Source organism: Vibrio sp. V39_P1S14PM300, from assembly GCF_009904765.1.
Lineage (GTDB): Bacteria > Pseudomonadota > Gammaproteobacteria > Enterobacterales > Vibrionaceae > Vibrio > Vibrio proteolyticus.
In genome coordinates this window covers 3942-17803 of the sequence record NZ_WXWP01000058.1, presented here as the reverse complement: position 1 = coordinate 17803, position 13862 = coordinate 3942, and the positions used below count along the sequence as shown (strand labels likewise).

At 51.6% G+C, this 13862-nt stretch carries 11 protein-coding genes; 6 read left to right on the top strand and 5 right to left on the bottom strand.

The window, feature by feature from the left end:
- Positions 1 to 47 precede the first annotated feature (47 nt).
- From CAG65_RS02950 to CAG65_RS02940, 3 genes are all read left to right on the top strand, one after another.
- Positions 48 to 971: a LysR substrate-binding domain-containing protein gene (locus tag CAG65_RS02950; RefSeq protein WP_021705981.1), complete on the top strand. Its 924-nt coding sequence runs from the start codon at positions 48 to 50 to the stop codon at positions 969 to 971.
- Between the two features lie 109 nt (positions 972 to 1080).
- The gene (locus CAG65_RS02945) at positions 1081 to 1566 is read left to right on the top strand and encodes a hypothetical protein (protein WP_161452068.1); all 486 of its coding nucleotides are present in this window, start codon (positions 1081 to 1083) and stop codon (positions 1564 to 1566) included.
- Between the two features lie 13 nt (positions 1567 to 1579).
- A complete protein-coding gene (locus CAG65_RS02940) occupies positions 1580 to 2002 on the top strand; it encodes an META domain-containing protein (RefSeq protein WP_161452066.1) in 423 nt (140 codons plus the stop codon).
- A 40-nt stretch (positions 2003 to 2042) separates the two neighbouring features.
- Here CAG65_RS02940 and CAG65_RS02935 read toward each other — a convergent pair whose 3' ends face one another.
- Together CAG65_RS02935 and CAG65_RS02930 are read right to left on the bottom strand one after the other, a co-directional pair.
- Positions 2043 to 2909 (bottom strand): glycerol kinase, encoded by an 867-nt coding sequence (locus tag CAG65_RS02935; protein WP_161452064.1) that lies wholly within the window; start codon positions 2907 to 2909, stop codon positions 2043 to 2045.
- Positions 2910 to 2956: 47 nt separating this feature from the next.
- A complete protein-coding gene (locus CAG65_RS02930; protein WP_161452062.1) occupies positions 2957 to 3733 on the bottom strand; it encodes an AraC family transcriptional regulator in 777 nt (258 codons plus the stop codon).
- Between the two features lie 98 nt (positions 3734 to 3831).
- Here CAG65_RS02930 and CAG65_RS02925 point away from each other — a divergent pair, with 98 nt between their 5' ends.
- Entirely contained in the window at positions 3832 to 4962 is a 1131-nt protein-coding gene (locus CAG65_RS02925; protein ID WP_161452060.1) for a multidrug effflux MFS transporter, read from the top strand.
- Positions 4963 to 4992: 30 nt separating this feature from the next.
- Here CAG65_RS02925 and CAG65_RS02920 read toward each other — a convergent pair whose 3' ends face one another.
- The 3 genes from CAG65_RS02920 to glgX form a co-directional block, all read right to left on the bottom strand.
- Positions 4993 to 7809 carry a M16 family metallopeptidase gene (locus tag CAG65_RS02920; RefSeq protein WP_161452059.1) on the bottom strand — a complete coding sequence of 939 codons (2817 nt, stop codon included), beginning with the start codon at positions 7807 to 7809 and terminating at the stop codon, positions 4993 to 4995.
- Positions 7810 to 8079: 270 nt separating this feature from the next.
- A complete protein-coding gene (locus CAG65_RS02915) occupies positions 8080 to 8976 on the bottom strand; it encodes an ROK family protein (RefSeq protein ID WP_161452057.1) in 897 nt (298 codons plus the stop codon).
- A 158-nt stretch (positions 8977 to 9134) separates the two neighbouring features.
- A complete protein-coding gene (gene glgX / locus CAG65_RS02910) occupies positions 9135 to 11090 on the bottom strand; it encodes a glycogen debranching protein GlgX (RefSeq protein WP_161452055.1) in 1956 nt (651 codons plus the stop codon).
- A 429-nt stretch (positions 11091 to 11519) separates the two neighbouring features.
- On the opposite strand from glgX, the gene CAG65_RS02905 reads away from it, so the two are divergent.
- Positions 11520 to 12794: a maltoporin gene (locus CAG65_RS02905; RefSeq protein WP_021705990.1), complete on the top strand. Its 1275-nt coding sequence runs from the start codon at positions 11520 to 11522 to the stop codon at positions 12792 to 12794.
- Between the two features lie 100 nt (positions 12795 to 12894).
- On the top strand, positions 12895 to 13704 hold the full coding sequence (locus CAG65_RS02900; protein WP_161452053.1) for a MalM family protein: 810 nt from the start codon (positions 12895 to 12897) through the stop codon (positions 13702 to 13704).
- The last annotated feature ends 158 nt before the right edge of the window (positions 13705 to 13862 follow it).

Below are 13862 nucleotides of genomic sequence, written 5' to 3'. Positions count from 1 at the left end.
AAATAAAAACATACTAGCTATGAAATAATTGCATGGATTGGTGAGTGATGAGTCAACGTTTACCTTCAACAAAAAATTTGCAAGTGTTCCTGGCGACCGCAGAACACCTGAACTTCACCCACGCCTCTCAGGCACTGAATATGACGCAGGGCGCACTCAGTCGCCAGATTCAGTCGCTGGAGAGTTTGTTGGGAGTGGCACTGTTTTACCGTCAGGCACGTGGGCTGTCGTTGACGGCGCAAGGCGAAAAGTTTATCCCGCTGGCTGAAGATATTCTTCATCGCCTGAAAAAGGCGGTGGTGGATGTGACCGAAAACTCCAGCCGAATTAAACTGAATGCGCCAAGCTGCATCACCGCTTGGCTACTCCCGCATTTGATGTCTTTTCAGCAAGCGTTTCCAGACATCGAAGTCGAGTTAACCTCCACCATCAAACATCAGGTCGTGCCGGATTTTGAACAGTTTGATGTGGTGATTGTGTACGGGAAGCCGGGACGTTCATCGCAGATTCAGCAGCAATTGCTGTTTGAGGAAAAGCTGTCTCCACTGTGTGCGCCTGAATTATGGAAACAGGTGGTGGGAGACGGTGACGATTGGCATGACGATGTGTTGACCCGTTTTATGTGGCTGCATGCTACGCCGGAGCACAACGATTGGCGACTATGGTTGGCGGCACGCGATCGCTCCGATCTAAAAGGTCAGCGCAATCAGATATTCTCGACCTTAGATCAGGCCATGAACGCCGCTCAACGCGGGTTTGGGATTGCGGTCGGGGACGTCACATTAGCGCAACAAGATCTCAGTTTGCATCGTCTCTGTCAGCCTTTTAAGCAGGCCGTCAGATCCGGGCAAAGTTATTATTTACTTTGGCCGCAGGAAGCGGATAACGATATGATTCACAGTTTGTTGCAATGGTTTGCTCAAGCGGCTGATGTGAAAACAGAAAATGACTTGGCGCTTACAACAGTCTGACATGTGCAATGGATCGGCTGTCTAGTATTAACAGAGTTATGAAATGAGAGGAACATCGGCGTGAATCGTTCCATAATAAGAGATACTGGTTGCACTTTGCGGAGCGACAATGATCGGTAAACGCGCGGTATTTCTGTTGTGTGGCATGACGCTATTGGCCTCGGGCTGCAGCTCCTCTCCGACGCCTTCTTCGTCCTACTATACAGGGCATCATGAGCTCTGGTGGTACGAGAACGATGACTACTGGTATCACTATTACCCAGACAGCTGCGTTGATGAGCGGGCCTGTAAGCAGCGCCTGCAAAACTGGTGGGACGGGCTGGATACCGAGCAGCAACAGGCGGTCAAAGACAAGGTACAAGATTGGAAAGACGACGATATGTCGGCCAATCTGGATCACTTAAAACAGCAGTTAGATACACAATGGCACTCGTTACCTGAGGAGCGCCAACAGGCTATTGAGCAGAAATGGCAGAGTCATCATGGCAGCGCTGAACGAATTCGTTTACCCGAGCCTCAGCATCATCAGCCACAGATGAATCGACCAGCCATTCGCTCACGAATACAAACCCTTCCGAGAACGAGAAAATTATAAGGAGTTCGGAATAATGAAACGTCTTCTACTGACAACGATTGGTTGCGCGGCTTTACTTTCAATGACGGCGTGTTCCAGCCCGGTGGTTGATGTCACCCCGGACATGCTGCAGAACCAGCAGTGGAAACTGACACAGGTTGATGGCAATGCCGTCTCCACTAACGCGACACTGGAAATCAATGATGAAGCTCGGGCGGCCGGTAGCACCGGGTGCAACCGTTTCTTTGGCCAGTCTGAGCTGCAGGGCAACCGTATCCGGGTAGAGCGCATGGGTATGACTCGCATGGCGTGTCTGGATGAGAGCAAGATGAAAACGGAACAGATCGTTGCGGGCGTACTGACCGACTGGAGCGATGTGTCGATTCAAGATGGCGAGTTGATTCTCAAAGGTGTGTCACACACCTTGACGTACGTATTGGCCAATCAGCCGCAGTAAATCGATTGACAGGCCGCGCGTTCGCGGTCTGTCTTTTCCATCAATACGCATGAATGCCGAACGCGCGTAGTTTATCCGGTAGAACCTCATCCAGGCGTTCAATGTCGGCACTGTCCAGTTCGATTAACGCGAACCCATGACGCTGATAAACCGTCCGCATGTGTTGACGCTGTTTCTCAGTGACATTGCCGGAATCACTTCCCCAGAATTGCAGATATACCTTTCCCGCCGGAAGATAAAAGTCGCTGATGACGTCTTCTTCGACGGGTAACTGACGCTGATAAGCGTGCACCACCCCGTTCATATACAGCCAATTATCGATGCGCAGTTCACCACGGGAACGTACATAATGACCGTCGAGTGTCCGGTGTTTGGCTTCAAACTTTTGGCGAAAGCTCGACAACGATTTGTCGGTCGCATGTACTTCGGCATCTTGTCCGAGAAACTCTACCACGCACTGTTTGAGTCGCTTATTACGGACTAAGGCATCGTGCCACACCGCGTACTGGTTGCCTGAGGTTTTGTCTTCACGCTGGTAACCACCGACCGTCAATCCTGATTCGGTCACCTGCCAGCCTTGTTCTGTTTTCTGCAACCAGCCCAGCTCATTCAGGAGTTGATTGACTTTCTTTGGGTTGAGCCCGAATCGTTCACCAAGCTGGGTGGCACTTAAGGGCTGACCAGAAGTGGCGGAAAGGTCGATCAGCAGATTGTCCGGCCAGACAATAAATTGGCCGTATTTGGGGTGAGTGGCGTAATCGCCACCAAATTTTCGTCCCAGTTCAGTCAGGATCCATTTGTCCTCTGAACGATTGAGATACCCAGCAGTTTTTAACTCATTGAACAGCTGTTTCGCCTCAACGTTCCTGCGTTTGGCCAGCGCTGTTGTTGATAGTTTTTCCGTCATATGCCGACTCCTTGTTGTGTTTATTTTTGCCTGCCGAACGATGAGATTCAATCACTTGCCTGCAAATACTGGCGCGGTGTCCGGCCAGTATGCTGACGAAAAAAAGCGATAAACGCACTATCACTGGAAAACGCCAGACGGTCGGCAACGTCATTCACCGCAGCACCACCAGACAAATGCTCAATGGCTTTCAGGAGCCGCCATTGTGCCCGCCAGTCCTGATAAGGCATGCCCGTTTCGCGTTGAAAAATGCGCGTGATGGTTTTACTGCTGGCTCCGACCTGCTGACAGACCTGGTTGAGTGGCGGAGGCATCGTGACGTCGTTGTGTAATTTGGTCAGCCAGGCCGCGAGGCGTCTGTCTTCCGGCAGGGGCAGTGACAAGTGCTGCACGGGCGCCTGTTGGAATTCCTCGAAAAACAACGCACAGGTATTTTGCATATCATGCTTGGGTTTATCCCATGGCCAGAAGGCCATGCGTTCGATCAGTGCCTGAAGCAATGCATTGACCTCGACAATGCGAATGTCCGTGTCCACTGCTTGGGCTAAGTGCGCATCAAAATAGACCGAACGATACTCAACCACATTATTCATGGTGGCACAGTGAGGCACGCCGGCCGGAATCCAGGCTGCCCGGGTAGGAGGCAGAACGTATTGCTGGCGGCGAATGGTGAAGGTGATGCACCCCTGCGGCGCATACAGTAACTGGGCCTTGTTGTGCTGGTGCATGCCGGAGTCATGTTTTCCGACCCGTGCGGCGATGCCGATCACATCTGCTGTCAGTGCGTCTGCGTTAAAACGGGTTGTCGCGTCTATCAGAGCCATGTGTCTCTATTTTGCTGTTTTTGGTCTTAATCGTGTTATAGGGACTATAGCAGAGCGGGCTACACTGCGCCTACTTTGAAAGTGGATTGGAGAGAAAGATGAACAAATCACCACCCAATGCCGGTCTGATGGTGTTGTTATTGATGTTTCCGCAGGTGGTCGAAACGATTTATAGCCCGGTATTGCCTGCCATCGCAGAGGGATTTGGGGTCAGTGAGTCCGTGGCAGCCCAGACATTGTCGATTTACTTTTCCGCGTTTGCGGTTGGGGTTGTGATATGGGGTACGGTGGCCGATTATCTGGGGCGACGCAAAACGATGTTATTAGGCTTGGCGGTGTACGGCATCGCGGCGTTAGGCGCTGTCATCAGCACCGATTTCCACACATTGCTGGGTTTTCGCGCGCTCAGTGCTGTGGGGGCCGCCGTCGGTTCTGTGGTGACACAAACCATGCTGCGCGACAGTTTTGAAGGCGAAGCGTTGGGGCGGGTATTTGCCTGGGTGGGTATTGGTATCGCCATCAGCCCGGTGATCGGTATGATGACTGGCGGCGGATTAACACTGTTGGGAGGCTATCCGGCGGTGTTTACGGCGTTGTGTGTGCTCGCGCTGGCTCTGTGCCTGGTGTGTGCGATGATGTTACCGGAGACATTGCACGGTGAACAAGTGAAGCCTCGTGTGACAACTGTAGTGAGGCAGCTTGTTCGTGATGGTCATATCTGGCGTAGCGCTTTTTTGGTGGCTGGTTTTAATGTCGCGTTGTTTGGCTATTATCTGCAAGGGCCGTTTGTGTTTCAGAGACTTGGGTATGACCCCCACTTATTTGGCTACAGCGGGATGGTGATGGCCGCAGGCACGCTGGCAGGCAGTGTGTGGAATAAACGCCTGGTAACGCGCTGGCGTACAGACTCTATCCTGCGTTTGGCGGCACTGCTGGTGCTGGCTGGTGGTTTGGGGGTGATCGCGACCATCGACAGCTTGTGGTTCTTGGCGCCGATGCTGCTGGTTGTGTGTGGCTTTGGACTTGGGATCCCCAATGTGCTGAGCCAGGCCTTGGTCGAATACAAAGCGGGTATCGGCACGGCTGGTGCCTGGTTTGGTTTGATGTATTACCTATTAATCGGAGGAGGCCTTGCTCTCGCTGGCTGGATTCAAAACTTGGGAATCGTCCTGAGCGTCTGCGGGGGAGTGTGCTTACTACTGACTTTGACACGCCGCTCAAGGCCGTAGAGAAACAGGGAGGCGCAAGCCTCCCGTTGCTCAGGGCTGAGGAATCACTCGAATTTGCAGCGCTTCGTCCACGTCGATCAGTTTTGCCAGTTTTTGCAACTTTTCTCTGGTCATGGTGTGCAGCAGCACGGGCAGTCGAGCCTGTTCCGGCAAGAACTCCGGCGCAGTCTGAGCGATGGAAGTCAGATCCAGCCAGTAATAATTATCTTGCTCATGCTGTTTGATCGCATCTAGCATAGGCGTAACCGCGCGGCGCAGATCGTCTTCACTGACAGGGCGTGCCTGCAAGTCTCTGAGCACCGATTTATACGTCGCCAACACGGTATCGACTTGCCCGACGGTTGTATTGCTGTTGATGCTCATATTGCCGTAATTCTTAAACAGAGTGGATTGCGTGTAATCGACCCACGGACTGTACGATGCACCTATCGCTTCGCGGACCTCTTTGGTGATGCGTTGTTGCAGCACTTCAAACAGTACCCGGAACCCGACCGATTGCTCATAATTCTTGCCATCGGGGATCTGCCAGTAGGTTGTGGCTATGGCGGTGGTCTTATCGCCTTGGTGATACAGCGTCAGATCTTGCTTTTTGACCGGGGGGAAAGATTCCTTGTACGGCTCAAATACCTGCTGTGGTTTCAGGGGAAGCGCCCCGAAGGTTTGCGCAACGTAACTGGTGGCGTCTTCCAGCGTGATGTCGCCCACCACCCCGATTTCTACCGGGCCATTGAGCAGGGCATCGCGCACCAGAGGCTGAACATCACCCATGGAATACTGGCTCAGTTCTGTCACGCCTGGGAGTTTCCAGCGGGCATCTCCACCGTGTAGCAGAGGGCCAACGTGGAATTGCAATACCTGTTCAGGTGATTGCTGATAGGTGTTGTACACCGAATCCAGATGCTGCAGCGCAAAAGCCCGACCTTCCTCGCGATAGCCGCCGTCGGTGAAATACGCCGCATAGAGGCGGAGTTGGTTGAGGACGTCTTTATTGGCGACGATGCTTTGCGCGTCAATGGCACTGTTGGTAAACAGCATATTGGCACCGATGGTTTCGTCATCAAAGATGCCACGTAATTCGTTGAGCGTGTGTTTTTTCAGCCCGGCGGCCACCATACCGGCATCAAACAGTGTCATCAGCGGCGCTTTGTCATTGCTCAGTCCGTATTTGCCAGTACCGAGACGAACGGTCAGGTAAACGGTGTCTTTCTCCAGCTTAGTGGGTTTGACGTTCAACATCACGCCGTTATCAAAGCGATACCGCACAACGTTACCGTAGTCGGATGTACTGACGTGTTTGGCGATGCCGGACTCGCCAAAGCTCTCATAACCAAAATGGTCACTGACTTGATTGACGTACGGCAAGACAGGTTCTTTCTGGCTGTTCTGGTACGCGGCGAGCAACTTACTTTCGATGCTATCCGGCGCCTGACGATCCGCCAGATAGATCCGTGGTGGATGAGCGCCCCAGCGTTGCTTAAACTTTTCATTGACCAGTTGAGCGGTGATTTTGTCGCGTTTCTGATTGAACTGCTCATGATCGAACAGCGCGGAAGTAAGGACGTATTCACCATTCAGGGCAGTGACAGCGCGGCTGACCAGGTTGGCATTTGTCAGGTCATCGGTTGCGGTCAGACTGAGTTGCAGGTTATTGGCCATCGTGCTGACCTGACGTTGCACTTCTTCCTCACTGAAACCATAAATTAACGCCTGGCGCAGGGTTTGCTCCAGTGCTTCCAATCCTTGCTGCCATTCCCCTTGCGCAGTGGTGAGGCTGAGTTGGCTGATGCGGGCGAGCTGATAGTCCAGTTCCGTGCCTGCGTATGGCGAAATCAGCTTGCCTTCACTGTCAAACGCGATGGTTTCCAATCGGTACGCCAGAGCCCGGTCTCCAATCTCTTTGACCCATTGGTCGAAGTCGGTTTGGGTGGTGGCCTTGATGTATTTCGCCGGATCAACAAAATTCAGCTCAATCCGCGCAGTAATATTGGGGTGAATAAATGCTTTGGCTTGCGCGTGTTGTGGTAGGCTCACCTGCATGTCCGGCTTGGCTGCGTCTTGACCCTGCGGATTTTTCCAATCCGAAAAATAGTGCTTTACTCTCTGGAGAATCGCCTGAGTCTCCACATCCCCGGCAATGATCAGGGTGGTATTACGAGGAGCATAGTAGCGGGTATAAAAATCTTTCAGCCGTTTCTGATTGACCGCTTCCATGCCAGCGAGGGTACCCAGTGGTCGCTTGTTCATGATGCCGGAGCCGGCAAGTAGATAATTGCTCCAGTCAATGTAACGCTCAAAGTTGGCCGACTGGCGTTCGCGTACTTCAGATTCAATGACTTTACGTTCCCGCGCGATGGCGTCTTTGTCCAAGGTTAATTCAGACGCGGTTTCGCGTAGCAGAAACAGCGCGGTATCGATACTGTCTTGGTCCGACTTGGGCAGGTCAAGCTCGTAGACGGTTTGTGAGAAATCGGTGAACGCATTGGTATCAGCACCAAATGACAGACCGTGGCGCTCAAGCATCGCGACCATTTCGCCTTCGGGGACGTGTGTCGAACCATTGAACGCCATATGCTCCAGGAAGTGTGCAACGCCAGGCTCTGCGCCACTTTCTTGCAAAGAGCCGGCATCGACCCGCATCCGGAGGGAAACGCTGTTCTTGGGCTGATCATTACGGATGACAATAAGTCGCATACCGTTGTCCAGCAACTGGGTTTGGTAACGGCTATCCAACGGGAGATCCGTTTGTGGAAACCACAGAGCGGAATCGTTGGGGGCGGACAAAACGGAGAAGGACAAACAAGACAGGGACAGCAGCAGCGTCCGCTTCTTAAATCGGGCGTTCCACATGATGATGACTTCTTAAACGTATTGAAAACATATGAAATGGTTTACTTAGAAGCTATAGCGAAAGGTTATCATTGTCGAGGTCTTTCTGCGGATTCAACCAAAGGGTTGCAAAAGAAAGGGCAAGGTGACTAGTCTTGCCCGTCGATCCTGCCGACCAGAGGACGCAGGAAGTTAGGGGGGATGCCAATTGAGAAGCTCTGATTGACATCATGATCCAGTGTAGTGGCTCAAATTCGGATTGCGACTTTTCTTGGTTAAATATTTGTCAGACTAACGCCCGAGGAAAGCGGCACCTTTGACACCACTGTCATCCCCCAATTGTGCTGGCAGGATTGGGGTGGCGCAGTAGCCGCCAAAAACGTATTGAGGCAGTTGTTTGGGCACGTCTTGATACAGCTCCGCGACATTCGACATGCCGCCACCAAGCACAATCGCCGCCGGGTCGAACAGGTTGATGACCTGAGACAAGGCCCGGGCAAGTTGATCGACATACAGGGCATAATGGGCCTGTGCATTGGCGCAGTGAGGGCGTGCTTGCATGATGTCCACGCTGTTCATCTGGCTGGCATAACGTGCGTTGTAGCCTCTGGCGAACCCCGTTCCGGATAAAAACAGTTCGTTGCATGCACTGCGCCCGCAATAGCATGGCTCTGTTTTGCCGTCGATGTCCGGGCTGTAGTGGGCCAGTGGATTGTGCCCCCATTCACCGGCGACATTATTCGGTCCGCGCACCAGTTTTTGCTCATACACCAATCCGCCGCCACATCCGGTACCGATAATGACCCCAAAACAGGAGTGGTACTGTTTCCCGGCACCAAACAGCGCTTCACTCAAGGTAAAACAGTCGGCATCGTTGCCCAGATACACTGGCTGTTTTAGCCATTGTTCCAGATCGCTTTGTAACGGTTGATCGTTAATGACCAGAATATTGGCATTTTTGATCCGTTGAGTGCCCGGGCAGATGGCGCCAGGGAGTCCGATACCAATTTGATAAGTGTCACTGGCGTGGCGCGCCGTTTGCTCAATGATGGCCACAACGTGTTGGAGAAAGCTGTGGTAATCCGATTTGATGGTTTCAAAACGTTGATAGAAGAGTTGTTGCCCGTCTTCACTGAACAGGGCGGCGGCGATTTTAGTTCCGCCAATATCTAGTCCGAGGTATTGCATGTCACGTCTCCCAAAGCTGAGTTTGCAGTGTAACCGGAAATCAAAAGGCGCAAAGTCCGGGAGAGAAAAGCTGTGGAGTAACGCGGATTACTGAACTGAATAAGCAAGGGTTTACAATGTAAATCCTCGCTTATTCAGTGGGTCGGAATGAACGTAAGTTAAGGCTGATAGTGGAAAATCGCCATGGATCTTGGTGCGATGAGCATCTGTTTATGATCGATCGTGCTGTGTACTTCATGAGAGTCGGTGTTACAGATCATCGTCCACTGCTGATTTTCTTCCGTCGGCAGTGTAAAGCGGGCAGGGGCGTTGGTCTGGTTAATGCAGTAGAACATCTCAGCCCCGTGTTTGCGCAGGCCCAGATGAAGCGCCACACAACTGAGTCGGTTCCAGTCTTCATGCTCCATAGTGGAGCCATCAATACGTCGCCAAAAGATGCGATTGTCATTGCGTTGCTCGCCACTGAACGCGTGGATGAAAGGCACCATATAACGGGCGCGAGCCGACACCAGTTCGGCCAGCCACCGGCGAAAAGCCCGTTTGGCGTCTGACTCTTCCCAGTTCAACCAACTTATTTCGTTGTCCTGGCAGTAGGCATTGTTATTGCCACGCTGAGTGTGTGACAACACATCCGCAGTCAGAATATGGGGAATACCAAAGGAAAACAACAAGCTGGCCATGAAGTTTCGCTTTTGCTTTTCACGAGTTTCTCGTATCAGTGGATTGTCACTCGGCCCTTCAATGCCGTAATTGTCCGAGCGATTGTCACCGTGCCCATCACGATTCTGTTCACCATTGGCTTCATTGTGTTTGTGTTTGTAAGACACCAGATCCTGCATAGTGAAACCATCGTGGTAAGTGATGTAGTTCACCGTCATTTTGTACGGCCAGTTGGCCGCACTGTACAGATCGCGTGATCCCATCAAACGGGTCGCAAACTCTTTCAGATAGCCTTGATCACCGCGCCAGAAACTGCGGGTAATGTCTCGTAGGCGGTCGTTGCATTCATTCCAGCCGAATGGAAAGTTCCCCACCTGATAACCATTAGGACCGATGTCCCATGGCTCTGCGATCAGTTTCACCTCACGTAAGACGGGATCCTGCGCAACCGCCTTGAAAAATGCCGACTCTTGACTGAAATGCTCGCCCTGACGGCCTAATGTCGCCGCCAAATCAAAACGGAAGCCGTCGATGTGAAACATTTCAACCCAGTAGCGCAGCGTGTCCATAATCAGATTAAGTGTTGGCTGGTAGCTCAGATCCACGGTATTACCACATCCAGTAAAGTTGGCGTACTGTTCGCCGTGTTTGAGGTAATACTGGCCGTCGAGTGCTTTAAGGTTCAATACAGGGCCATCTGGTCCGCCTTCGGCCGTGTGGTTATACACTACATCCAGAATCACCTCGATCCCGTGGCGGTGCAGTTCCCGAATGGTGGTTTTGAGTTCCTGGACCGCGTCATGATCGGCGTAACGGGGGTCGGGTGCCATGAACACGTAAGGGTTGTAGCCCCAGTAATTCACTTTATCCATTTTCAATAGATGCGGTTCGTGCAGGCAGGCCGCAATCGGCAGCAATTGCAATGTGGTGATATTCTGCTGCTGGTAAAAGCTCAGCATCGCATCACTGACCAACCCGAGATAGCGACCTTGCTGCTCCCGCGGTACTTCCGGGTGGAGTTTGGTCAGCCCTTTCACGTGCGTTTCAAACAGCACGGTTTGCGCACGTGGGATGCGAGGTGGTCGCGTACCCTGCCAGTCAAACTGATCATCGACCACAACACATTTTGCCAGCGTGAAGCTCTGCGCAGCGTCAAATGGAGGCTGGTAGTGCAGGGCTTTATCCAGCGATTTCGCATAGGGGTCGGAAATAAAATGAGACTTTCCTTGTTGTTCAACGATATATCCGTATTTCTGTCCGGCTTTAATATCGCTGATGTAGACATGACGAATTCCAGCGTATTCATTGGGTAAGGAATACGTTACGTAGCGATTATTATCGTCAAACAGAGCAAGCTGAATATTTTCAGCTGCAGGGGCATAGATTGAAAAATTACAACCAGATTGATCTGGCGTAGCGCCCAGGGGATAAGGTCGAGAGCTTTGTTCCGTCATCACTTTGGGGTTTATTCTGTCGTTGTTGAACTATTAGTAAAAGACTTTGTCTATATTAGGTCAAGCGCCCCATCACAAATTTTTTCTTGTAATTTTATTTCAGTTCGATGACGAAAAAATGAAAAAGTTTGACGTAGTTTGCACTTTGATCGGCGTAATTTGCTCGCTCCCTTACCTACTCCCCCCTATATTTGTGATCTACGTTTTTTAAATGGCGTACGGTTATTTTTCTCCTCCCCAGTACTCCCCCCTAAATTCGCCGGGGGTGGAGGAAGTCACCCTTTTTCTCCTTGGGTAATCTGTCAACAGTTGAAACAGACGAGGATTCGTCCTCATCTTAACCCTCTTTATTAGCGTGCCTGTTTCTGCCTTTATGGGCGCGTTGAAAAAGAGGGAAAAAAAAATAAGAAACCCTAAATGGAGTTAACAATGAAAAAAGTAAGTGTAATTGCTGCCGCAGTGGCTGCGACTCTGGCTGGCGGTAACGCCGTTGCCGCGGACGTAGATTTTCATGGTTACATGCGTGCTGGTGTTGGTATGAGTACTGACGGTGGCCAGCAAGTAACGTTTGAGAAGCAAAAAGTGGGTCGTCTGGGTAACGAAGGCGACATCTACGGCGAGGTTCAGTTGGGCAAAGAAGTTTACAATAACGACGGTAAAACCTTCTACGTTGACTCCATGTTTGCCATGACGTCAAACGGTTCGAACGACTGGGAAAGCACCGCGTCGAATTGTGGTCTGGACGGCAGTGACGTGAAATGTGTGGACGATGCACAATTCGCTCTGCGTCAGTTCAACGTTCAGGCGAAAGGCGTGCTGGGCTTTGCGCCTGAAGCAACCTTGTGGGCAGGTAAGCGTTTTTATCAACGTCATGACATCCACATTTCAGATTTCTACTACTGGGACATTTCTGGTGCCGGCGCCGGTGTTGAAGGCATCGAAGCGGGTCCGGGTAAATTGTCTTTGGCTTGGGTTCGCAATGACCGTTCCGATGTACCAGACGAGTTTAACGGCGATGCAGTTAACGTAAACACTTTTGACGCGCGTTACGCTGGTATTCCTTTGTGGGAAAACGGCAGTCTGGAAGTTGGCGTAGACTACGCCATGGTCAACGAAACATCAGGTGCTTCTGACGCCGCTCAGGATGCTAAAGATGGCGTGATGCTGACTGCAGAACTGACTCAGGGTCTGTCTAACGGCTTCAACAAAACTGTACTGCAATACGGTACTGAAGGTTACTCAAAAATCATGGCCTTCTACGGCAGTGGTAACTGGTATGGCGCAGAAGCCAAAGACGGCGCATCTGGCTATCGTATCATCAACTGGGGTGTGATTGGTCTGGGTGAAAACTGGGAACTGGGTCACCAACTGGTTTACGGTGTAGGTGAAGATATGTGGGATGGTCAGGACAAGTGGGAAGCGATGTCTGCTGTTGTTCGTCCGGTCTACAAATGGGATGACAACCACAAAACCATCTTCGAAGCAGGTTACGGCATCGATGACAACGATGGTGCTGACAACAAATACGGCAAATTCACCGTGGCGCAGGCATGGTCTGCAGGCTCAAGCTTCTGGGCTCGCCCAGAAATCCGTCTGTACGCATCTTACCTGACCAGCGATTACGACGACGGCTCTAAAGTCTTCGACAGCGGCAAATCGGACGATTCATTCCAGTTCGGTGTGCAAGCTGAAGCATGGTGGTAATCATCATCTAAAGCATCTTATACTGTCCTAAACCAATACAGCCAGAGTTATCTGGCTGTATTTCTTTACAAAAATAACAACAAGGTCGAGGTGGATCATTATGAAAAAATGGCTCGCGCCCGTAATTCTGGGCATGTTAGTCACCGGTTGTACAACACCGCAGCAAGTGGCAATGAATACTCAGGGCAGCCAGCAGGTGATTACTCAGTCGTCTGAGATCAACTGGCTACCGCTCGATGTACCGACGGTCACTGAGTTCGCCTTGACAGACAAAAGCCAGATGCTGCTTAACGGTGACAGCGCCGGAGCGATTGCTGCTTTCACCCTGCCAGGGAATCGTGGCAGCCTGGACATCAAGCTGGAGTCTTTTGTCAGCAAAGACTTGCAGTTTTTTGCACCGACTATGGTGATTTACAACTCGGTCGGTGAAGTGATTTATCAAGCTGACTTTGCCAAATTCCAATACGAGCCAGCGAAGCTGCTGGACAACGACAAATTTGTTCTCGACATGAATGTGATCCCTGAAACATCAGGGGGGGACATGCAGGTTCTGATTTACACTACTGCGGACGATTTAAAAGGCAGTTCACAGGTATTGCACCCGGCAAAAGCCTTTGCGATGGCGCGCCACACTCAGCCACCTGACATCGCAGATCCGATGGCGAAACACGCGCCACTTGGTCAGTTCCGGCTGAGCGTTTCAGCCAATGATATTGTGACGTCAAAACTGGGGGCGACCAATGACAACATTCCTCAGGGAACCGATCTGACGTCCTATTACCACAATGCCATCAAGAAGGCGGTAGAGGCCGATGATATCCCTAAAGCGTTAGGTCTGCTGGATGAAGCCAAAGCACTCGATATTCAGGGTGCACAGGAAGTCTTTGTGAAAGCCGTGAACAGCAAATAAGCGATGATTGATACATGTTGTTGATAGAGAGCTCCCGCAAGGGAGCTTTTTTGTTATGAGCAATATTACGGCGGGGGTTACTGTAAAAAACACGTGGGGGATCCGGGGAGAAGCATCGTCACCTGCCCGCCCCGATTTTTCACGCCCAGCCCGGGGGC

Excerpts from the sequence above, each read along its gene's own strand:
- CAG65_RS02950 (WP_021705981.1), top strand. The coding sequence starts at position 48 with ATGAGTCAACGTTTACCTTCAACAAAAAATTTGCAAGTGTTCCTGGCG.
- CAG65_RS02945 (WP_161452068.1), top strand. The coding sequence starts at position 1,081 with ATGATCGGTAAACGCGCGGTATTTCTGTTGTGTGGCATGACGCTATTG.
- CAG65_RS02940 (WP_161452066.1), top strand. The coding sequence starts at position 1,580 with ATGAAACGTCTTCTACTGACAACGATTGGTTGCGCGGCTTTACTTTCA.
- CAG65_RS02935 (WP_161452064.1), bottom strand. The coding sequence starts at position 2,909 with ATGACGGAAAAACTATCAACAACAGCGCTGGCCAAACGCAGGAACGTT.
- CAG65_RS02930 (WP_161452062.1), bottom strand. The coding sequence starts at position 3,733 with ATGGCTCTGATAGACGCGACAACCCGTTTTAACGCAGACGCACTGACA.
- CAG65_RS02925 (WP_161452060.1), top strand. The coding sequence starts at position 3,832 with ATGAACAAATCACCACCCAATGCCGGTCTGATGGTGTTGTTATTGATG.
- CAG65_RS02920 (WP_161452059.1), bottom strand. The coding sequence starts at position 7,809 with ATGTGGAACGCCCGATTTAAGAAGCGGACGCTGCTGCTGTCCCTGTCT.
- CAG65_RS02915 (WP_161452057.1), bottom strand. The coding sequence starts at position 8,976 with ATGCAATACCTCGGACTAGATATTGGCGGAACTAAAATCGCCGCCGCC.
- glgX (WP_161452055.1), bottom strand. The coding sequence starts at position 11,090 with ATGACGGAACAAAGCTCTCGACCTTATCCCCTGGGCGCTACGCCAGAT.
- CAG65_RS02905 (WP_021705990.1), top strand. The coding sequence starts at position 11,520 with ATGAAAAAAGTAAGTGTAATTGCTGCCGCAGTGGCTGCGACTCTGGCT.
- CAG65_RS02900 (WP_161452053.1), top strand. The coding sequence starts at position 12,895 with ATGAAAAAATGGCTCGCGCCCGTAATTCTGGGCATGTTAGTCACCGGT.